The sequence below is a fragment of the Okeania hirsuta genome (assembly GCF_003838195.1).
Taxonomy (GTDB): Bacteria; Cyanobacteriota; Cyanobacteriia; order Cyanobacteriales; family Microcoleaceae; genus Okeania; species Okeania hirsuta.
The window spans coordinates 1-21,636 of the sequence record NZ_RCBY01000049.1; the positions used below are offsets into that span (position 1 = coordinate 1).

Sequence of the window (21,636 nt, forward strand, 5' to 3'; positions counted from 1 at the left end):
AATTTTGAACACCGTGTAGACGGTGGGGTATTAAACCCACAAAGAAAATGATAAATTGTTGCTTTTGAGTTTTATATAGCAGAGGGAAGAAGGAAGAACCGAAGTTGGAAAAATCTTGCTTTGTCTGAGTTTTAAGCTTTTGATATATCAAATACAGTAATAACGACTGCTATATGTATAGCAGTAAGTTTTTTGGTGGTTGACAATAAATTGTGGTTGTAAGAGAGTTGGGAGTTGGGAGTAGAGAAATTTCCTAACCTATTTATGTAGTGCTATAGCAGAGAAAAGGCAACAGCAGTTCGACTCCGCGGAGTACGACAAACGTACCTTCCATAGCATTAATTATTCTATTCTTGCGAGGACAATTAAGAGGAGTTTTTATGATGCTTAATTAAAAGGACTTAATATTTCTAATTTTGGTTTGTAGAAGTACCAAAAGTAAAATTCCATCTTCTTGAACGCGATCAATATATTGATTGGAGCTAATAATTATACTACGATAATGTGCTTAACTTTGGTGTAGTAAAGTCTTTACCCATAATGTTCAACTATTTACTTTACTTTTGCAGTTCTTAATATTTACTATCTCTATATCCACACTGTGAATACATAAATTTGGCTAAAGGCGAGCATCAAAATACTTAATTGCCGGAAGATAACGGAAGATAATAAATCAAATAAAAATTCCTTCGTTTAACATAAATTAGCATCAGAAGGATAGAGTAGTAAGCAATGACAATCAAATCATTTGATATGATAAATATAGATAAAATTATCTATTTAACGCATAATATTTTAATATGCAAAATAACAATTTATGGTTGGATATGTATTAATATCCAAGTTTGATAATCGCCCAGAACTAACTACCCAAAAATTATTTAACTATTGTGACTGTTCAGACTGTGTTGGTAAGCAAATCAGATGATCATTCTGGATAAATATTAAGCCTTGCTGACGTAATTTACCCATTAGACGAGTCACAGTTACGCGGGTTGAACCAATAGCACTGCCAATTTGAGCATGGGTCAAAGGCCAAGGCAAATAATAACCACTTATTGCTTCTGGTTTGTCTTGGGCGATCCATGGTTCTCCATATTCTTCAATTAATAGCGTCAGAAATCCGAATAATCTGTCAATGGTGCGACGTTGGCCTAGGGTACTTAGCCACAGAAGCTTCCGTTGATGTTGGTATCTAAAGGCATCTAGGACTTCTCTGCGAAAGTAAGGCCAATTATCTAGGTCATGCCAATACATCCAAAGCACAGTTGTTTGATCTGCATGAGCATAAGCTTGAAGTGTAAATGGTGACTGAGCTATTAGTTCAAATGGTTGACCAGCACCGACAAATCCGAGGAAAGCTTCGTCTGAAATATTACTTATTTTTGACTTGCTAGACTTATTGTGACTGGCACTAATGTGGGCATTACCTACTAAACGAATTGACCCTTTTTGTACTAGATACAGCAAACCTGGACGGGCAGGAATACGTTCATCTTTGCTAAAAGCTCTGCTACGGTAGTGTTCTTCTGCCCAATCTATGATTAGTTGCCAAGTCAGAAATGGTCTGCTGGTAGGTGCAGAGGTGCTGGTAGGTTGTATATTCAGTGACATTTCTGGTAGTTCTGGATGTGATGATAGTTGCATTGGTACTCTCTTGTAGTAATAGTTGGCCTTGAGTTCAAATCATTTTGGTAAAAGGAATAGAAGCAGATTTTTATCTGTCTACTTATACCAGTTTGATCCTTAGTTTAAGTGTAGCAAAAAACACATCTAATTCGGAAGATTCAAGATCAAATTTATTTGAGGTAGTAATAATATTGACAAAAGCATCATTTAAGTGTAATTTGATACAAATTTTACAAAAAGCTATAAATTTATACCAGGAGCAATTGGAATTATCTTGCAGGTATGAAAATACATTAGAAGTTTGGCAAAAGAAGGAAGAAATTCCAATTAATCAAACTATAAATAATGGAGCAATTGTATACAAGTCAGCGATCGCTATGAAGTTAGCCTCGGTTTGCCAACAACCAGCTATATATATTGCGACTGAGTTAGTTAAATATTGTAAGGAAATAGTCAATACTGATACTAAGAAAGATACAGAAATTTTTGAGTTTGAGGTAATTTCATCTGGGATAATTTACTTTTATTTAACTGATTTGAGTGTCGCTAATTGGTTAGATTATCTAACTTCTTTTCCCCTAAATTTTGAGCAACAAGAATTACAGGTTGGTGTTGACTTTAACGAAGTCAGAAGTTGTTTTTGTAACGGGGATGTGAGCAAGTATCCAAAAACATTTCGCCAATCAAGGCGGGGTTTTAGACCCAATTACTTTGATAAATCTTTAGAAACTACAAATTTGTTTCCAATTCAGTATAGTCATGCTCGTTGTTGTTCGTTATTGCGGATGGGTATACGCGATCGCTTAATTAATGTTACTCTTACAGGCCCGGATGGTAGCGGTCAATTTTGGCAGTTGCAAAGTTCTCAACCTATATCCTGGCAACAACCTAATGGGCAATTACAATTTTTACATGATACTGAATACCACTTAATTGCTCAATTTGCTTCTACTCTAGATCGTATTTATTGTGTTTCTAGCAGCAAAAAACCTATAAATTGGCAAAAAGTAGCTGATGCTATGAGTGTAGCTTTTCAAGATTTTTACAGTCATTGTCGTATTTGGGGTGAGGTGAAGGTGAAAAAACCGCAGTTAGCGCAAGCTAGATTAGGTTTGGTTTTGGTGAGTCAGTCTATACTTAGATTTTTATTAGAAGAAAGGTTAGGTGGGGAAGCACCTGTAGAGCTTTAATTTAGTCAGGACTTATATCATGTCCGGTTGAACAGTTATAAATAAATAACGACGGAGTCCTCAGGAGTCAGGAGTCAGGAGTCAGGAGGGAAGAAAGAAGAAGGAAGAAGAACAGGAGCAGAAGGAGAAGGTTTTTTGATCACTAATTATCCGGACATGATATTACGCATAACCGCCATATCTAGTAGGGGCGAATGGCATTCGCCCCCTGCTGATAGCGTATTGTCTAAGAATTTGCGTAAGTCCTGTTGATGTTACAATGTTTGATTGTATTTAAAATAAAACTAAGACGTATGAGTTATATCGTAATTTATGATGGCAACTGCAATTTATGTGTAACGTTGGTGCAGGTATTGGAAAGTATAGATAAAGGTGAGCTATTTGAGTATATTCCTATGCAAGATTTAGAAAAACTCAATCAATTTGGTATTACTGCTAAAGATTGTGAAATGGGTATGATTTTGATTGATGGTAATGCACCGGAACGTCGATGGCAAGGTAGTGATGCAGCGGAAGAAATAGGGCGACTTTTGCCTGTGGGGGATGTGTTTGTGGCAGCATATCGAGGTTTACCAGGAGCAAAATGGATGGGCGATCGCTTTTATGAGCAGATTCGGGATAATCGTTACACAATATTTGGTAAGCGTTCTACTACTTATAACTCACCTTATCCATTTGGTTGTAAAGCTTCTTTACTCTGAGTAGAAAAGAAGTGAGTTTGCTAGATGGAGTCCCTGAGTTAAAACATAAAAGTAGAACGGGAGGTTTTTTCATGCTATGAAGGTTAGTCCAAAAAATAAATCTGACAACTATTGACAAAAATTTTATTTCTTTGCTATACTCTTTTTCAAGATAGCATACAATATTAGTATCTATTGTCTGTTGTTGGCTGCTGTCTCATCGGTGGTAGATATATATACTGATTCGTATATCTTGATTTGTAATTAATCTTTAGTATAGATAGCTGTTTGTAAGTAGGTAGTTTAGGGGACTAAATGCTTACAAGCATCTAGGTTTACTAAAGATTAGCGACAAATCGAGATACACGAGTCAGTATACATATCTACCATTGATGAGACATTAGCTGAAGCTAATACCACTTAATATAGTGTTTATTTAGTTGAAGTAATACTCATTTTATGAAATTCCCTGTAGAAAAATATCCCAATGTTATATGTGAGTCAAAAGTGACATTAGTTGTCACTATTAACTCCTATTTTTTGGGAAGTTTCTATCAAGATAGGGGAGTTTTTTTGAGTAACTCACTATTTCACTATTAGTGATAGATATCTGATGTTCCGATGCTGTTGTTCGCAAACAACCCAAAGGAAATATCAGTAAAATGATTACAAAAAAGCAGCCTTCCATAGATGATTATGGTGATTTAATCTATAAATCTTTAAAGCTTTTAGCTCAAGCTTTATATCCATATATTGAAGAAAGAATGCGAGAATACTACTCGGATAATTGGTTGAAAGAAGCAAAAAATATCTTAAAAAATCAGCAAGGATTAAACAAACGCAACTTAGATGAAGCTTTGCGTAAAGATGTATCTCTGCACCTAAAGCTAATCTATAAACTGTGGGATAATATCTTTCAATATGATTTAAGTCAAGAAACAGAAAAGAGTAAATCAAAAGTAAAAAAACTTCTAGATATTCGTAATAATTTTGCCCATTTTTTGCCATTTCCCAAGAAAAAAGCAGATATAGCACTTGACAGTATTATTCAACTACTTAAAACCATCAATGCAGCAGAAGTAGAAAATGTAGAAAAAATGAAAAATAGGAAGTATTAGAACTCCTGTCATAAGCAGACAAGAGCGTGTCAAAAAAATACTATTAGACATCTCCGTAAATTAAAAAAAATCAATTATTATCCATAAATTGTCAATTATTTATCTCTGTTTCCTGTTCCCTGTTCCCTCTTTTATGGAGATTTCTATTTGTTGAGATTCACTTACTATCATGCTATTTTTTTAAATGTAAGTGTAAGTTGTAGCCTTATCTACCGTAATTTAATTATTTCGGTACAACATAATAAGATTTCAGCTTACACCTAAAATTAGTTTAGTTCGATTATTAGTCTAATTACATTGGGATTATCAAAATGTTTGTATTAATTTCAATTCTTATCTTGTGCGATATTTTCAAACTTTTGCCAATTTACCGAATAATTAAGATTTAAAGCCTCTCTTTTAAAGGAGAAAAAAGCGGTCGTTTGCGGAGCATTCCGTAGGATGGGATGGATGGGTTTCCTAACCATATCCAATCGACCAAGAGAAGAAAAAAAATTCCTTAAGAGTAAATCCTCTTCTTTTCAAGAAGAGGGAATTATTAATTATTAATTATTAATTGTTGAAATGGTAGCTTATCTAGCCAAAGAGTATATAGTTATTGGCGAGAGGAAAATCAAAGTAATGAACAACATTTATACGAACTAGGTTTTGACTGTATTGACATTCCTACAACAGAAAAACAGAGTGTCGATCGAAAATTAATAGCTGACTGTGAAAGAGAACTTAATTCTATTCCATCTACTGACATCTTAATTTTAATTACTGGAGATGGAGACTATAAAAATATTGTTCGTCAATGGCAAGCTAAAGGTAAAAAAGTCATCATTTTTGCCAATTCAAAGAATGCCAATCAAAAATTACTTAGTCTTGCTGATGAATATTATTTTGTAGACAAAAAACTACCAGAATTATTGGAAGTAAAAACTAGGCTTATACAAATGGCATGATTAGGATTTTCCATTTAATTTGGCGAAATTTGTAAATCAACTTCAGAGAGGTTATGATTCCATAAAATATAGGATTTAGTTGTTTGAAGTGCAACAATAATCTTTATCTCCCCCGTTGATAAAAGAGGAAATGTTGTTAGATAAAGTCTAAAGATAGAAACCTAGTTTGTCTCGTAATTTTACAGAGTGAAACAAACTAGGATTCAGAGAAAATTTTGCTAATTATTATTTTTTTGTATTAAGTTTATCAAAAAATATCAAGTAATACTTAGTAGCAGTATTTAATCAAAATTAGTTAATATAATACTAAACAACTATTTGACATCAAATATAATATGACTATCCGTAATAACCAAGAGATAATTTGTAAAAGTTTGAACTCTCTGAGCCAGGGTTTATACCCTTATATTGTCAAAGAAATGGAAGAAAATTATCCAAATGACTGGGTGAAAGTTGCAAGACCAATTCTAAATATTGCCAAAAAAAGTGATTTAGAAAAAACATTATCTGAAGATGTATCTTTACAACTAAAGTTAATTGTGAAAAAGTGGGATGATGTATTCAAAAAAAATAAAAATTTGAGTAAAGCAATAGTAGAAGAGCTTATAGAAGTGCGCAATAAGTGGGCACATATCACTCCATTTTCTATAGACGACACTTATCGCGCCCTTGATAGTATTGCCAGACTTATTAAAACTATTGAAGCAGAAGTAGAAGAAGTAGAAAAAGAAAAGCAAGAAGTATTACGAATTCTATCTCAACAACAATTTCGTTATGAAAATATCCATACTCCTTCTGTTTCCCCGGAAGAAGAAAAAAGAATTAAAAAAAGATTGAATGAAATATTAGAAAAAATTTCCTTTGAAAATCCTTCTATTTTAGAAATTGCTTTAACCCACCGAACTTATCTTTATGAAAACCCTACAGAAGTAAGCGAAGATAATAATCGTTTAGAATTTCTTGGCGATGCTTTACTCAACTTTCTTAGTGGAGAATATTTATATCGTAAATACCCAAAAATGAAAGAAGGTGAAATGACTCAAAAACGTTCCAGTTTAGTGGATAATCAACAATTAGCGAAGTTTGCAATATATTTAAACCTCGGACAGTTTATTCTGCTAAGTAAGGGGGAAGAATCACAGGGAGGACGTGAAAATAATTCATTATTAAGTGATGCTTTTGAAGCAGTTATTGGTGCTTATTATATTGATTCTGGTATTGAAGCAGTGCGCAATTTTTTAGAACCAATTTTTGCTGAAACTCTAAAAAATTCTCCTGATTATGTTGAGGAAACAGAATCTATTAATACTGATAACCCTATAGGTTTTCTTCAAGAGATGGCACAAAAAAAGTTTAAAATTGAACCTAAATATGAAGTTGAAAGAAATGGTGGTTCTGACAATCAACCAGAATATATAGCTATGGTTTTGATCGATGGTGAAGACTATGGGGAAGGTCTAGGTAGTAGTAAAAAAGAAGCAAAAAAACAAGCTGCGAAAAATGCCCTAGCTAAATTGAAACAAGAAGGATTAATATAGACGAATCTCAAGAAATTTAAGATTGGAAAATGACAAAGAAACTACCTGAATTTAAAAATCCTGAACTTCTAAAACAAGCTCTCACCCACCGCTCTTTTTTAAACGAAAATTCTGGAGAAGAAGATAACGAAAGTCTCGAATTTTTGGGGGATGCTGTGTTAGGTTTCCTAGTGGGAGAACTACTCTATAGACGTTATAAAGAAGAATATGATTTAAAACCTAAAGAACTTACTCGTCTCCGTTCACTTTTAGTAGATGAAAAACAATTGGCAAAATTTGCAACTCAACTAGAAATAGGTGAATTAATGCGCCTTGGTAGAGGAGCAGAAAAAGATGGAGGTCGTCAAAACCCGGCCTTACTTAGTGACACTTTTGAAGCAATAATTGGAGCCTTTTTTCTAGACTCAACTTTGACAAAAGTTCGTCCTTTTGTGAAAAAACTTTTTCAACCCGTTGCAGGTGAAAAAATTTTCCCAGACAATGATTTAGTAGATACTAAAGCTAAATTTCAACAGTGGGCATTAGAAGAAATTAAAAAAATTCCTAGATATGAATCTAATAAATGTGGTGGTTCAGATGATAAACCTATTTTTTTGTCTCAAGTATTGGTGGATAATATAAAGTATGCTCAAGGTGAAGGTCGTAGTAAAAAAGATGCAGAAAAACAAGCTGCGAAAAATGCCCTAGCTAAATTGAAACAACAAGGATTAATATAGACGAATCTCAAGAAATTTAAGATTGTAATATGACAAAGAAACTACCTGAATTTAAAAATCCTGAACTTCTAAAACAAGCTCTCACCCACCGCTCTTTTTTAAACGAAAATTCTGGAGAAGAAGATAACGAAAGTCTCGAATTTTTGGGGGATGCTGTGTTAGGTTTCCTAGTGGGAGAACTACTCTATAGACGTTATAAAGAAGAATATGATTTAAAACCTAAAGAACTTACTCGTCTCCGTTCACTTTTAGTAGATGAAAAACAATTGGCAAAATTTGCAACTCAACTAGAAATAGGTGAATTAATGCGCCTTGGTAGAGGAGCAGAAAAAGATGGAGGTCGTCAAAACCCGGCCTTACTTAGTGACACTTTTGAAGCAATAATTGGAGCCTTTTTTCTAGACTCAACTTTGACAAAAGTTCGTCCTTTTGTGAAAAAACTTTTTCAACCTGTTGCAGATGAAATAATTTTTCCAGATTCAGAAAGTGATGTACAAACAAATGATTTAGTAGATACTAAAGGTAAATTTCAACAGTGGGCATTAGCAAAATTTGGAGAAAATCCTAAATATGAATCTAATAATGGGGAAGGTCCGGATCATGCCAAAATATTCACTGCTGAAGTTAGAGTTAAGGGAAAGTTATATGGTGTTGGAAAAGGTCATCGTAAACAAGAAGCTGAAAAACGGGCGGCAGAAAAAGCTCTGAGAAAAGTAGGATTAATTTGAAGAAAAAAGTGGGGTAAACAAACAAAATTTCTGGTGGTGCATTGTAATAGACATATGGCGAAAAAAATAGACTTTTTACATAAGTAGGCAACAGGGAACAGGCAACAGGCAACAGGGAAGAAAATTTCTGAAAAAAGACACAAAAAATGATCTATATGTGTAATTTCCACTCCTATTTATAATGGTCGTCTATTAAACATCTGGTGAAAAGAATAGACTTTTTGTAGAAGTAGGAAAAAGGGAAGAAAATTTCTGAAAAAAGACACAAAAAATGATCTATGTGTGTAATTTCCACTCCTATGTCTAATGGTGGTCTATTAAATATCTGGTGAAAAAAATAGATTTTTTGTAGAAGTAGGAAAAAGGGAAGAAAATTTCTGAAAAAAGACACAAAAAATGATCTATGTGTGTAATTTCCACTCCTATGTCTAATGGTGGTCTATTAAATATCTGGTGAAAAAAATAGATTTTTTGTAGAAGTAGGAAAAAGGGAAGAAAATTTCTGAAAAAAGACACAAAAAATGATCTATGTGTGTAATTTCCACTCCTATGTCTATTGTAATTATTTTCTCAAGGGAAATGGCAGTGGGAGTATCTTGCTACCTTGCACTTACGTTATTCTTCCCCATCTACCATTACTATGCACGACTATCAAAAAATTTACCCCTATCTATAATTAGATATCTCCAGAAAAGAGGGAACAGAGAACACCGGAACACCGGAACAGGGAACCCACCCATAACCCCTCCCAGGAGGGGAATAATTAATAATTTATGGATAAGAATTGATTTTATTTTTGATTTTCACTCCTATGTCAACAAATTAAGCAACTGCTTGACGCCCTTCAGTTTGACCAAACCGAATATAATGTTCTAACCCATTGATAAATAAACCATTTGCCACTGCATCAGCAATTACTGGGTAAGTGGCCAGATAAAATTCTTCATCAAAAGCAAACTGAGGCGATCGCCCTTCTAAAAAACCAAATTCTAACCAATGTTCAAACCCGTTATTAAATAAACCATTTGTCACAGCATCTGCTACACCGGAATTTTCTAGCAAGTAAAGATTTTCGTTGAAACTGCTAGGAATATTGGGAAAGGGAATATTTGGAGGTTGACTACTAGAGTTTAGTTTCGCAACAAAAATATCGTTCGCTGTACTACTACCACCTGGAATAAATTCAGGAAAAGCAGTGGAGTTGCTGGAACCAACAATATAAGCATTACCAACTTCATCTACTGCAATGTCATTGCCAAATATACCCAAATTATTGTTGGTCTCAAAGGAAATTGAATATTCTACAGTTCCACCATCGTTAGATATTTTTCTGACAAAAGCATCGGCAAAATTATCGTTACCAATAATATAAGTATTACCGACCCCATCAATATCAAGACCCTCAATAGACTCAAAATTTGCTCCACCTAAATAAGTCGCATATCCAACAGAGCGATCGCTATTAATTTTCATTAAAATTCCATCACTTTCACCCCCAGCAAAATTATCTTGCAAAGCATTAACAGTGGGAAATTCTCCAACTGGGGGTACTACTGCATCACCTCCGATAATTTGACTACCGGAAGATCCTCCTACATAAATGTTGCCCACTTCATCTACGGCAATGCTATTACCAGTATCTCCATCTACCGCACCATAGTAAGTGGAAAAAATTAGGTCGCTACCGTCACTATTAAGTTGGGTAATGAATATATCTCGGTCCCCACCTAAAGAATTTTGTACTGCATTTTCAGTGGGAAAGTCAACGGAGCGAGTATCACCAGTTATATAAGTATTGCCACTACTATCTATAGTAATATCGTTACTTACCTCCGTATCATTTCCACCAAATAAAGTTGAGTAGATTAATTCACTACCGTCGGTAGATATTTTACTGACAAAAGCATCACGATTAAATTCACTGATTAAAGTATTTTGTAGGGCATTTTCTGTAGTAGGAAAGTCGCCAATACCAGTAAGAGGGACGATGGGAAAACGGAGTAAAGCACCCGTATCTCCGGTTATATAAACATTGCCATTATCATCTAAAGCAATACCACTACTAAAATCGTTATCTTGCCCACCTAAATAAGTAGAATACTCAATATTAGTACCATCATCAGATAGTTTAACCACAAAAGCATCCCCTGAAAATTCACCCCCACCATAGGTATTTTGTAAAGCATTTACTGTCGGGAAGTCAACAGAATTAGTATTACCTGTGACGTAGATATCTCCACTTTCATCTACTTCAATATCTGTACCAAAATCATCACCACTTCCACCTATATATGTAGAATAAATCAGAGTTCCATCAGGAGAATATTTAGCAACAAAAGCATCGCCAGAACCAAATTCATTACCTCCAGCAAAACTATTTTGTACAGCATTTGCAGTTACTGTAAAATCTATAGAGTTGGTACTACCTGTAATGTAAATATTGCCTTCTTCGTCCGTAGTTATGCCTCGTCCATCTTCAAAATTACTGCCTCCTAAAAGGTCAGAATATTCTATATTTACGTTATTATTTGAAGGAATTTGGGAACCGAAATTTAACCCTGGGTTACTAATCAAAACTATATCATTAGTTTCTGGGAAATTTTCCACTGGAGTAATTACATCTGGAGAAACTTCTATTGGTGGTGGCGGTGGAAAATCTGGAGGTGTTAATGTTATCTGTGACTGTTCAATTAGAGAGTTTAATTCATCCATAATTAGTACTAAATTAAATTCAAAATTTACTGAGAAATTATTTTGGTTATTATACAATAATTATTTCTTAATACATGGCTAATTAGTCAGTATTATTACCGATTATTTTATCTAAATATTAGATATAGCAATTCCCATATTGTTGAGGTACAAAATTCCTTTGTTGCGCGGGAGTAGGAAATAACAAAGAAGAAAAACAACTATACCTCATACCAATTTGAAAAAAGAATGTTACTAATAATAAGTGCAATAAAAAGATTTTGTAGAAAATGTCCCTTTGACAAAAAAGAGAATTTCCAACCTAAAAACTGGTACTAAATATATTCATTCTGACTCCTGAATTCTGAATTCTGTTTGCGGAGCATTCCGTAGGAAATTCTCAGAAATACCCTAGCTATTTGTAGGAAACATTTATAAAATTGGTATCAGTAACTTGAAAAACATTATATTATTCAATTTCATCTCTAAAAACTTAACCATTAATCATTGATTTTTTTTATTTTGAACCTATCCCACTATTTTTACAGCATATTTCGGGCAAATGAGGTATAGGGTAAATGATGAAAAAATTGTAGTGCGGGCATCTTGCCCACTCCGGGGTGTACCTCATAACAACGGCAAGCGCTTTAACAAGTTTATTTGTTTAAGTAATACCAATTTGAAAAAAGAATGTTACTAATAATAAGTGCAATAAAAAGATTTTGTAGGAAATGTCCCTTTGACAAAAAAGAGAATTTCCGACCTAAAAATTGGTATTAAATCTATTCCCATACGGCTTCTGAATTCTGTTTGCGGAGCATGACAAACGGAAATTCTAAAAAATACCCTAGCTATTTGTAGCAAACATTTATCAAATTGGTATAAAATGTGTTTGAAAAGCTTAATTTTTCGTTTTTAACTCTCAAAATATTTAGGGTTTTTAGCAAAAATTTTATTACTGAAATAGTTTTTTTTGATTTTGAATTTAATACAAATTCTCAAAAGTAATACTATACTTATGTGACACTTCAGTTATTAAATAATTAATACAGAAAAAGTCCCTTTTTGTTAATTAGCAGCTCAGTTAATGTTAATTATTCTTCTGTTTATTTCTCCCTCTCCGCGTCTCCGTGTCTCCCCTTCTCCCTGTCCTCAATAACCCCTACTCCCTCTTTTCTGGATTTTTCCAAAGGATAAATATCTGCACTACTCGCCGACCATTCCCACATAGAACCAGAGTAATTTTTCACCTTAAATCCCAAATCTTTCAATACAGAAGTAGACCAAGCAGAACGTACACCACCCGTACAATAAGTAACAATAATTTTATCTTTTGTAATTCCCTTTTCTGCCAACATTTCTAAAATTTTATCCCGCGATAATAACATCCCATTATTATCTAACCAATACTTAAAATAGATATGAATTGCCCCTGGAATATGACCCCCACGTTGTTCTCCATAAGGTGTTTTTCCAGCATATTCTTGTGGCTCCCTAGTGTCAATAATTACCAGATTATCTTTTCCTAAACTTGTTTTTAATTCATTCTGACTAATATGCCAATTTTCATTCTGATTAACCACAAAATCTCCTCTAGGTGGAGAATTATTTTTCGTAAACTTAACTGTAGGAAAACCCCCTTTAACTAAAGCAGTAAAACCTCCATCTACTAAAAAGGATTTTTGATGACCTAAAGTGCGTAACATCCAAACTATTCTGCCATCCTCTCCCCAACCATTTATGGTATTACCAAACACTATTACTGGTTTGTGATTAAAAATGCCTATAGCTTGTAATTTTTCTGTCAAAACTTTGTCATCTGTAAGTAATTTTCCTTTAAATGGAGATTGAGACTGAGAAAATTCTTGCCAACTTATACAAGTTGCGTTTAACAAACTTTGAGGATTCAATATTTTACAAGAACGAGCATCTAAAATTGTTGCTCCTTGTGCAACTAATTCCTGAGCTTGAGCAGAGCTAATTATCCATTGATTTTTGATTATTTGTTGGGGAAATTTATTAATGACAAACTGAGAATCAATAGATTGATTTTTGATTATATTGGTAGTTTGAATAAAACTGGATATCGCCAATGTAGAAATTAATCCCAATATCATTAATCCTATCAGTGCAATAATTTTAACTGTATTTAAATTGAGGGGATTAAACATACAGCAATTTCCTCATTAATAAATTATGTAGTGGCGTAACACGCCTAAAATATTGCAATACTAGGGGGGGTTCTGCGCTATTCTTAATTGCTCAACATTAAATTTAGATGAACGCACCCCACACCTTTTAATCTTTTGTATACAAACAATCTCTTAAAAAATTATGTATATCATATTTTATGAGAAAGGAAGAAAGAAAAAACATTAAAGTAAAAAACTTTATTTTCAATCTTCCCTTTATCTTTAATTACTGAATTATGAAGATTTAAAGCCTCTATTTTTAAGGATGAAAAAGAAAAAAATTATTTTAGTAAACTCTCTTCTTTTAAGGAGAATTAATTATCTTTTCTGTAGTGGGTTTAATACCCAACCGTCTACAAAGTGCTTAAAATTGTTTGGGGTTTAATCCATAAGCAATTTTTCCTTCTGCCTTCTGCCTTAAAATCATCTTTTTTTTAATCCTAAATCAACAGCAACTTTATGAGCGCAGGCAAAACCAGAAAATGCCACAGCATTTAAACCTTGACCAGGAAATGTACTATCTCCAACACAATATAAACCAGGTATTGCAGTACCATTAAATGGCATTGCTAATAGACCTTGTAATTTACGACTAGGAATAGGTCCATAAGTACCATCTTCACGATTTAAAAATCTTTGATGGGAACGAGCTGTTCCTACTTCCATATAATCTAAACCAGCATCTAAACCAGGAAAAATATTTTCTAATCTATCAATAACTCGCCCCCCAGCTTCTTCTTTTTTTGCTTCATATTCTTTGATTGTTAATCCTTGCCAATCTTCTATATAACAAGGTGTAAAACTATGAACAATATGATAACCTTTTGGCGCTAAATCTCGGTCTAAAAGTGTAGGAATAGAGACAAAAATAGTACCTTCTGCATCCTCCATTTTCTCCCAATTTTCTAAGAGAATATGATGACATTCTGTACCTTCTGGAAATACGGAAGCTTCTACTCCTAAATGTAAACTTAAAAAACTTGGTGACTTTTGATAATTACTGCGCCATTTTTTCTCACTTGACGGTATCTTTTCTGTTGGAATTAACTTGCCAAAAGTATCCCATCTCGTCGCATTAGAAATAACTCGCTTACCTCGATAAACCTTTCCATTAGTTAACTTAACTCCTACAGCTTTTCCCTTTTCAATAATAATTTCTTGAACGCGAGATTTATATCTAATTTCTCCCCCTGTTTTCTCCAAACCTTCTACCAATTTTTGAGAAATTTTACCCACACCGCCTTTAGGATAATTAATACCACCATAATGGCGATCGGAAAACACCATTCCAGCATTAATCATTGGTGTTAAATATGCTGGCACTACTGACCAACAATAACATTCCATATCAATAAATTTTAATAATTGTTTATCGCTAATATATCGACGTGCAACATCACCTACATTTTGAGGTAAATACTTCAATAAACCCAGACAAGAACCAGGATTTTGAAAAAATGATTTGGAGAGATATTTTAACTCTTCTAGAGATAATAACTCCATAGAATTGAGATAATTAAATACTTTCCAACATTCATCATAAAATTGACGAATTCCTTTTTTTTCATGGGGAAATATTTCAGTTAATTCTTGGATAAACTTTTCATATTTTTGGTGAACTTTTAACTCTAAATTATCTGGTAAATGATAATGTATTTGTACGGGGTCGGGGATTGTTTCTATGCTAACATTTACCGCATCTAAAGCACGAGTCAGTAAATTTGTTGTACCTTTTTTACCAAAACCAAATATCATTGATGCACCAACATCAAATGTGTATCCCTCCCTCTCAAAATAACCAGAGCTACCACCAGGAATAGTATAACTTTCTAATACTATAACCTTGCCTCCTTTAGCTGCAAGTTGAGTAGCTGTAACTAAACCACCAATACCAGAACCGATAACTATTGCATCATATTCAAGTATTGGAGGAAATTTATCAGTTAATGACTGAGATGCAGGAGAAATTGCCATAGTAACACCTTTGAAAATTTGCTAGATTTCAGTGTAGCGCTTATGATGTTAATAGTGTTTGACTTGAGTCAATCAAAGTTTAGTAGTGGCGTGACAAAGCGGTCGAGGGATGGCGAGGAAACCTGCGCCATATCCAATCAACCAAGAGAAATAAAGTTCAATATTTCAAACCTCTGACTTTAACTAGAGGTACTGATAACTGATAACTGATAGCTGATAACTGAAATGACTATGCAACTTCGTGTTTATGTCCCACCTCATCCTTTAGTAAAACATTGGTTAGGCGTAGCTCGTGACATAAATACACCCTCTGCTCTATTTCGTTCTGCAATGACAGAATTAGGCCGATGGTTAACCTATGAAGCAATTCGAGATTGGTTACCAATAATAGAAACAACAGTACAAACTCCTTTAGCTGAATGTCCTGCTACTTTTGTTAATCCTCAAGTCCCTGTCGTAGTAATACCAATTCTCCGAGCTGGTCTAGGATTATTAGAAGGGGCGCAAACTGTTTTACCTTTGGCATCCATCTATCATCTGGGAATAGTTAGAAATGAAGAAACTCTCGAACCTAGCTGTTATTTGAATAAACTGCCTCCCCAGTTGGCCCCTAATGCTCGGGTTTTGATTTGCGACCCAATGTTAGCTACTGGTGGAACAATTATGCAGGCCATGACTGAATTAACTGAGCGTGGGGTTGATGTTGCTTCAATCAGAATTATTTCTGTAGTAGCTGCTCCTCCTGCTCTACAAAAGTTGAGTGTTAGTTATCCTGACTTGGTTGTTTACACAGCAACTATTGATGAGGTTGTTAATGATGTTGGCTATATTATACCAGGTCTTGGCGATGCTGGCGATCGAACTTTTGGTACTTAAGTTATATCAAATCCGGTGGGGTTGCACATAGAATCTGGTTATAATATATATATCCAATATTAACGAAGTCAGAAATCAGAAGTCAAAAGTTATTTTTGTCACGGGGATTTGAGCAACTCTCCAAAAAGATTTTCCCTTAAAAGGCGGGGTTTTAAACCCAATTATTTTGATAAAAAATCAGATCAATTATCGCACTATTATTTATCAATTCTTTCCCTCTACTCCCTACTCCCTTTTTTGGAGGATATGTTTAATATCTGTTGATAATTCTATAATTACTTCAATATTTCATCTTCCCTACTCCCCCACTCCCCCAAGGCTAATTCTTTGTCGTCAGAGAATATTTACAACCCTATATTTTTTTGAGATCCTGTGCTTCCCACAGTCCCCGCACTCCCCACCCCCCTCCTTTTTTCTCTGGTGACAATAAATTGACCCTGCCCCACTCCCCTACTCCCAACTATATAATAAGTATTCAACGGGATTTTATATTACTGGCCACTTGAAGCAAATCAAAATTAATTTATTTTTGACATTCTATTAAGAATATGCTAGATTGTAATGATTAAAGATTAACATAAACGATTAGCTATTTGCTAAATATGAGTAATAGAGATGGTTTTGCAAGTGGTTTGATTGCAGGAGCAGCAGTAGGCGGCTTAGTTGGTGGGTTATTGGGAATTTTAGTAGGAGCAAGGGTATCTAATGATGCAGATGAGGCAGAAAATTTATTAGAGACTCAAGATACTGAAAAACAAAAAGCCATAAAAGAATCAGAAATTATAGAAGAGACTCGTCAAACCTTGGAAGGTAAAATAGCCCAATTGAATCAAGCAATTGATGAAGTGCGCCAACAAATAAATGGTGTTAATGGAAGCTTGACAAATTCTGGGCGATCGCTCTCTGAAGAATCCTCAAATTATTAAGAATAAATCTAGATTTTATGAAATAGATTTTATATATAGCCCAGAATGAAAGATGAATAAGGCAAAGCTGTGTTAAAATAGACTTTAATATCTATGAATGAATTGTTTGTAGTTTCAGAATAATAACACTTATGAATGCCTCCATAGGACTACTAGCACAAACTTTAGGAACATTTGTACAAATATATTTAATTTTAATGTTCATTAGGATCTTATTAAGTTGGTTCCCTAATATTAACTGGTACGATCCACCATTTTCTGTATTGAGTCAATTGACTGATCCTTATCTAAATATATTTCGTTCTATTATTCCACCCTTGGGAGGTATAGACTTTTCTCCTATAATTGCTATATTTGCTCTCCAGTTTGTTGCTCAAGTTTTGACTGGGTTACTAAATGGCTTGGCTTATTAGTATCTATCAATATAGTTTTCTTTTAAAAAAAAACTTTGAGGCAGATTGAAAAAAGATATTAATTCTTAGAACTCAACCTGCCTTCAAGAATTAAAAGCCATCAAATTCTTCTATAGTTTGCCACCGAACTTTATGAGAAAAGCCAGATGATTTAAACTGTTTAAGTCTCAATGGAGTAGGTAGGTTTGCTGGTACGGAAACTCTAATTTCAAAATCAGTTACACCTGGGGGGACTTTTTCAATTGACCCAAGTCTTGTACGATTTTGCATAACATTATTATTATCAGCGTCATAGATACGCCCATATACATCAGCATCATACAAAGTTTTATCAGTAGAATTTTTAGCTTTACCACCGATAATAAAACAGTTAGCTGCCATACTAGAACCACTGGAAATCATTCCTTTTTCTAAACTAGAGGGACATTCTTTGTATTCTAGGTCGTATAGTTGAACTGGAATTGCAGCCAAGGCAGTGCTAGTCCAGAGCCAAGTGACTATGGCAACAAGGGTAGATATCACAATATTGGAAAAAAATGGCGCTCTCATGTAATAAAAATTTAGAGTGAGAATTATAAGTAACTCTAGCTTATTTTCTGAAAAGGTTATCAAAAAAAAATGAGTATAGTGAAACTAAGCAGCTAAAATAACCCTTGAATATATTGGTTATAGTCTGTCTTAATAGTTTGCATTAACGTAACGTTGGGTAGAAAAAAATCCGTAGCAGACTATTGCTATTTCTTTTCTTTTGCAGGTTTAATACCCCACAGTCACTTGCAATACTTAAAATTGCTTGGTGTTATCAGATACGGAGTGGCTGATCGTTGACTATCCATAAGCAACTCTGACTTCTGCCTTATGCCTTATTCAAGCTTTTTGCCAGTCAGGCCTCAAATTTTTTGCCCCTCGCAAATAGGTATGAACAATTTTTTTGGCCTGAGTTTCTGGCATATTCACATGAATCAAAAATCTAATACAACGTTCTAAACTACCTTCAACGTGCATCTGCTGCACATCTAATAAAGGTACATTATTCCAGTTGGGACGTTGGCGGGCGATCGCAGCAGGAAAAATAGCATCTAAGTCACGAGTCACAGAGAAAGTCGTACTAATAATTTGGCCTGGTTCGATTTGATTATGGTTCTCTAGCTCATCTAGTAGTTCCGTTACTGCCTCTTGAATAGCTTCTTTTGAGTTTTCTGAGACAGTAGTTGCCCCACGAATTGCTTGAACTCGCCACACCACACCAAAATCCTCCCAATCAACAACTTTTTATTTTAACTTAAGGTCGATACAGCCACAAAGGTAAACCATTGGTAGAAACTTCAAATTCTACCCAACTTTGAGCTGCCGACAGTTTTGATGATACCTGATTATTACCCAAAACTCGATTTACTAGAGATTTTGGTTTTTCGAGAGTACAACTCTCCGTCTTCTCTGGGTCTAATTTTATCAGTTCACAAAGCCATTTACGGGCATCTTCTTCAGTACCTAAACGGTCAACCACACCTAATTCTAATGCCTGTTCTCCTGTAAAAATTCGGCCATCTGCAAAACTTCTGACAGTTTCTACAGCTAAATTTCGCGCCTCAGCCACTATTTTGACAAACTGTTGATAACTATTATCAATCAAGTCTTGGAGAATTTGCTTTTCTGTATCTGTCATTTCTCGGTCGAAAGCTAATATATCTTTGTATGGGCCAGATTTTACTACTTTAAAAGAAACCCCTACTCTTTCCAAAAGACGTTCTATATTGTTGCCCCGCAAAATCACCCCAATACTACCTGTAATTGTCCCAGGGTTAGACACAATATGTTGAGAACCCATGCCGATATACACGCCCCCAGAGGCTGAAATATTGCCGAAGCTAGATACAATTTTGACTTTATCTTGCAAATTTTTCAGGGCATTGTAAATTTCGTGAGAGTCAGCAACAGTACCTCCGGGACTATCAATTCTCAGTAACAGACCTGGAAACTTTCTTTCTTCTACCGTTTTCAGTGCTTCTAAAACTCGTTTTCTGGTGTCGCTCGCGATGACACCATTAATTTCAATTCGGGCAATTTGTTTACGATACCGAGGCTTAAATGGCCAAATCATACTTTGTATTCAGTCAAAAGTCAAATTTAATCATAGCACAAATTATTTAAGTTAATTTAATAACATATTTAACTTAAATTGTCAATTAAGATGATATTTAATGAATATTTTGAAATTTTGCTTTATTATTAGTTAAACAAATTTCATGATACATAATATTTATGAAAAATTGTAACAATTTGTAAATAAGATTTTAATATTAATACTTAAAATAGTAGCTATGCAGCTAAAACTGACTAACTCAAAATTTCCCTTTACTCCACTGTTACTAATTGCTCCCTTTTTCTTCTGGGGAACAGCAATGGTAGCAATGAAAGGTGTTATTCCTCAGACAACACCATTTTTTATGGCAGCAATGCGTATATTGCCAGCAGGTATATTACTGTTACTGGTAGGAATGATTCAGGGAAGACCTCAACCACAAGGAAAAATAGCTTGGTTGTGGATTTTATTATTTGCCTTAGTAGATGGTGCTTTGTTTCAGGGGTTTTTGGCTCAAGGGTTAGTCAGAACAGGTGCTGGTTTGGGTTCGGTGATGATTGACTCCCAACCTTTGGCAGTAGCTATTTTATCATTATGGCTATTTCAAGAGAGAATTAGATTTTGGGGTTGGTTAGGGTTAGGTATTGGTGTTTTTGGTATTAGTTTAATTGGTTTACCTGATGAATGGATCGGGAGTTTGCTGCATCCAGAAACAATAGAAGCATCTCTGGGAATAGATGCACTGTTTCAAAGTGGAGAATGGTTGATGTTATTAGCATCTCTATCTATGGCAGTAGGAACAGTATTAGTGCGTTGGGTTTGTAAATATAATGACCCAGTTATGGCAACTGGTTGGCATTTAATTTTAGGTGGTGTTCCATTACTTGCTCTTTCCGCAGGGTTTGAGTCTGGACAGTGGGTAAATATTGATGGGTATGCTTGGATAGCTATGGGTTATGCAACTATTTTCGGCAGCGCGATCGCCTATGGTTTATTCTTTTATTTTGCTTCTTCTGGAAATCTTACAAGTTTAAGTGCTTTAACTTTTCTAACTCCAATTTTTGCTTTATTGTTTGGCAATTTGTTTTTAGGAGAAGTTTTGAGTTCGTTACAGTCAGTGGGAGTGGGTTTGACTTTAGTTAGTATTTATTTGATTAATCAACGGGATGTATTAGCTGAGAAGTTGAAATTGAAGAGTTCAAAACAAGAAGATATTTCAAGTACTAATTCTGGCAAATTATTGAAACAGTCTCAACAGCAACCAGTTGAAGTGAATGTACAAGTTGGTGTTGAAATATCAGAGAAAATTTAACCAAAGGAAAATTAGGCGTTGGTGATGCGTGGCTATGATTGTGCTTTAATGGCTATTGCTTAACTATTAACTGAAAAGCATTTTATATTTTGCCAAATTTAGGTTTCATAGCTTGATTCACCAACGCCGAAAATTAAATTGAGAAGTTATATCAAGTCCGGTTGAATGCTTATAATAAAAAATGGATGCTTTGTAGGTTGGGTAGAACGAAGTGAAACCCAACAACAAGCTTGTGTCTATTGGGTTCTGGTGGTGAGGGTATTTCTCTGCTTACTTACTGGATAGAGATTTCTAGGAGTTTTTTCTTCTCTAGTAGCGATCGCCTCTCCTCAACTCTATCGCTTAAGATTTCTCCAGCTTGAACAGTTTGCCCCGACTTTATCTTCAAGTTATAGGGGTTGCTGAGAGTAAGGTTAATTTTCAAGCTCCTAGGAATGTCACTGCTTTTTTTCTCTACAGGTTGATTCTCTGCTCTTAGTATTGGTACAGCAGAAGGAACTGGGGCTGGAATTGGTTTGCAGGGTGGACATCTAATGTTTGTGAGCCAAAATTAGCATCATTAGTATTAATATCGGCCTATTTTTTAATTAGTGCTTAAGTTTTGTGAAGACACGCCTTCGTGT

The 21,636-nt window shown here is 34.6% G+C and carries 17 protein-coding genes and 1 pseudogene; 11 read left to right on the forward strand and 7 right to left on the reverse strand.

Features of this window, described 5'->3' with window-relative positions:
• Positions 1-885: 885 nt before the first annotated feature.
• Positions 886-1,647 (reverse strand): Crp/Fnr family transcriptional regulator, encoded by a 762-nt coding sequence (locus tag D5R40_RS10805; RefSeq protein ID WP_192901275.1) that lies wholly within the window; start codon positions 1,645-1,647, stop codon positions 886-888.
• 44 nt (positions 1,648-1,691) lie between these two features.
• On the opposite strand from D5R40_RS10805, the gene D5R40_RS10810 reads away from it, so the two are divergent.
• From D5R40_RS10810 to rnc (D5R40_RS10840), 7 genes and pseudogenes are all read left to right on the forward strand, one after another.
• Positions 1,692-2,819, forward strand: coding sequence for a DALR anticodon-binding domain-containing protein (locus D5R40_RS10810; protein ID WP_153183466.1), 1,128 nt, complete (start codon positions 1,692-1,694; stop codon positions 2,817-2,819).
• Between the two features lie 293 nt (positions 2,820-3,112).
• On the forward strand, positions 3,113-3,520 hold the full coding sequence (locus D5R40_RS10815) for a thiol-disulfide oxidoreductase DCC family protein (protein ID WP_124154636.1): 408 nt from the start codon (positions 3,113-3,115) through the stop codon (positions 3,518-3,520).
• Between the two features lie 641 nt (positions 3,521-4,161).
• Positions 4,162-4,617, forward strand: coding sequence for a Swt1 family HEPN domain-containing protein (locus D5R40_RS10820; RefSeq protein WP_124144819.1), 456 nt, complete (start codon positions 4,162-4,164; stop codon positions 4,615-4,617).
• A 578-nt stretch (positions 4,618-5,195) separates the two neighbouring features.
• Positions 5,196-5,564 (forward strand): annotated as a pseudogene (locus tag D5R40_RS42555) (NYN domain-containing protein); the annotation flags it as partial.
• Positions 5,565-5,899: 335 nt separating this feature from the next.
• On the forward strand, positions 5,900-7,102 hold the full coding sequence (rnc, locus tag D5R40_RS10830; protein WP_124144820.1) for a ribonuclease III: 1,203 nt from the start codon (positions 5,900-5,902) through the stop codon (positions 7,100-7,102).
• A gap of 29 nt (positions 7,103-7,131) precedes the next feature.
• The gene (rnc, locus tag D5R40_RS10835; protein ID WP_124144821.1) at positions 7,132-7,818 is read left to right on the forward strand and encodes a ribonuclease III; all 687 of its coding nucleotides are present in this window, start codon (positions 7,132-7,134) and stop codon (positions 7,816-7,818) included.
• A 29-nt stretch (positions 7,819-7,847) separates the two neighbouring features.
• Positions 7,848-8,546, forward strand: coding sequence for a ribonuclease III (gene rnc, locus D5R40_RS10840; RefSeq protein WP_124144822.1), 699 nt, complete (start codon positions 7,848-7,850; stop codon positions 8,544-8,546).
• Between the two features lie 822 nt (positions 8,547-9,368).
• Here rnc (D5R40_RS10840) and D5R40_RS10845 read toward each other — a convergent pair.
• The 3 genes from D5R40_RS10845 to crtH form a co-directional block, all read right to left on the reverse strand.
• Positions 9,369-11,258 (reverse strand): SBBP repeat-containing protein, encoded by a 1,890-nt coding sequence (locus tag D5R40_RS10845; protein WP_124144823.1) that lies wholly within the window; start codon positions 11,256-11,258, stop codon positions 9,369-9,371.
• Positions 11,259-12,343: 1,085 nt separating this feature from the next.
• Complete coding sequence (locus D5R40_RS10850; protein ID WP_205127349.1) at positions 12,344-13,408, reverse strand: sulfurtransferase; 1,065 nt, start codon at positions 13,406-13,408, stop codon at positions 12,344-12,346.
• Between the two features lie 444 nt (positions 13,409-13,852).
• Positions 13,853-15,403 (reverse strand): carotenoid isomerase, encoded by a 1,551-nt coding sequence (crtH, locus tag D5R40_RS10855; RefSeq protein WP_124144824.1) that lies wholly within the window; start codon positions 15,401-15,403, stop codon positions 13,853-13,855.
• Positions 15,404-15,628: 225 nt separating this feature from the next.
• On the opposite strand from crtH, the gene upp reads away from it, so the two are divergent.
• From upp to D5R40_RS10870, 3 genes are all read left to right on the forward strand, one after another.
• Positions 15,629-16,279: a uracil phosphoribosyltransferase gene (gene upp, locus D5R40_RS10860; protein WP_124144825.1), complete on the forward strand. Its 651-nt coding sequence runs from the start codon at positions 15,629-15,631 to the stop codon at positions 16,277-16,279.
• Positions 16,280-16,881: 602 nt separating this feature from the next.
• Positions 16,882-17,205, forward strand: a complete 324-nt coding sequence (locus D5R40_RS10865; protein ID WP_124144826.1) for a ssl2009 family thylakoid membrane protein — start codon at positions 16,882-16,884, stop codon at positions 17,203-17,205.
• A 131-nt stretch (positions 17,206-17,336) separates the two neighbouring features.
• Positions 17,337-17,618, forward strand: a complete 282-nt coding sequence (locus tag D5R40_RS10870; RefSeq protein ID WP_124144827.1) for a YggT family protein — start codon at positions 17,337-17,339, stop codon at positions 17,616-17,618.
• Positions 17,619-17,708: 90 nt separating this feature from the next.
• Here the strand turns inward: D5R40_RS10870 and D5R40_RS10875 are convergent, their stop codons facing one another.
• From D5R40_RS10875 to sppA, 3 genes are all read right to left on the reverse strand, one after another.
• The gene (locus D5R40_RS10875; protein WP_124144828.1) at positions 17,709-18,167 is read right to left on the reverse strand and encodes a hypothetical protein; all 459 of its coding nucleotides are present in this window, start codon (positions 18,165-18,167) and stop codon (positions 17,709-17,711) included.
• Positions 18,168-18,485: 318 nt separating this feature from the next.
• The gene (aroH, locus tag D5R40_RS10880) at positions 18,486-18,863 is read right to left on the reverse strand and encodes a chorismate mutase (RefSeq protein WP_124144829.1); all 378 of its coding nucleotides are present in this window, start codon (positions 18,861-18,863) and stop codon (positions 18,486-18,488) included.
• Between the two features lie 37 nt (positions 18,864-18,900).
• A complete protein-coding gene (gene sppA, locus D5R40_RS10885) occupies positions 18,901-19,719 on the reverse strand; it encodes a signal peptide peptidase SppA (protein WP_124154637.1) in 819 nt (272 codons plus the stop codon).
• A gap of 220 nt (positions 19,720-19,939) precedes the next feature.
• Between sppA and D5R40_RS10890 the strand changes: the two genes are divergently transcribed.
• Positions 19,940-21,013, forward strand: coding sequence for a DMT family transporter (locus D5R40_RS10890; RefSeq protein ID WP_124154638.1), 1,074 nt, complete (start codon positions 19,940-19,942; stop codon positions 21,011-21,013).
• The last annotated feature ends 623 nt before the right edge of the window (positions 21,014-21,636 follow it).

Coding starts and splice junctions, on each gene's coding strand:
- D5R40_RS10815 (WP_124154636.1), top strand. CDS start 3,113: ATGAGTTATATCGTAATTTATGATGGCAACTGCAATTTATGTGTAACG.
- D5R40_RS10845 (WP_124144823.1), bottom strand. CDS start 11,258: ATGGATGAATTAAACTCTCTAATTGAACAGTCACAGATAACATTAACA.
- rnc (WP_124144821.1), top strand. CDS start 7,132: ATGACAAAGAAACTACCTGAATTTAAAAATCCTGAACTTCTAAAACAA.
- D5R40_RS10850 (WP_205127349.1), bottom strand. CDS start 13,408: ATGTTTAATCCCCTCAATTTAAATACAGTTAAAATTATTGCACTGATA.
- rnc (WP_124144822.1), top strand. CDS start 7,848: ATGACAAAGAAACTACCTGAATTTAAAAATCCTGAACTTCTAAAACAA.
- D5R40_RS10805 (WP_192901275.1), bottom strand. CDS start 1,647: ATGCAACTATCATCACATCCAGAACTACCAGAAATGTCACTGAATATA.
- crtH (WP_124144824.1), bottom strand. CDS start 15,403: ATGGCAATTTCTCCTGCATCTCAGTCATTAACTGATAAATTTCCTCCA.
- D5R40_RS10820 (WP_124144819.1), top strand. CDS start 4,162: ATGATTACAAAAAAGCAGCCTTCCATAGATGATTATGGTGATTTAATC.
- upp (WP_124144825.1), top strand. CDS start 15,629: ATGACTATGCAACTTCGTGTTTATGTCCCACCTCATCCTTTAGTAAAA.
- sppA (WP_124154637.1), bottom strand. CDS start 19,719: ATGATTTGGCCATTTAAGCCTCGGTATCGTAAACAAATTGCCCGAATT.
- D5R40_RS10865 (WP_124144826.1), top strand. CDS start 16,882: ATGAGTAATAGAGATGGTTTTGCAAGTGGTTTGATTGCAGGAGCAGCA.
- D5R40_RS10890 (WP_124154638.1), top strand. CDS start 19,940: ATGCAGCTAAAACTGACTAACTCAAAATTTCCCTTTACTCCACTGTTA.
- D5R40_RS10870 (WP_124144827.1), top strand. CDS start 17,337: ATGAATGCCTCCATAGGACTACTAGCACAAACTTTAGGAACATTTGTA.
- D5R40_RS10875 (WP_124144828.1), bottom strand. CDS start 18,167: ATGAGAGCGCCATTTTTTTCCAATATTGTGATATCTACCCTTGTTGCC.
- rnc (WP_124144820.1), top strand. CDS start 5,900: ATGACTATCCGTAATAACCAAGAGATAATTTGTAAAAGTTTGAACTCT.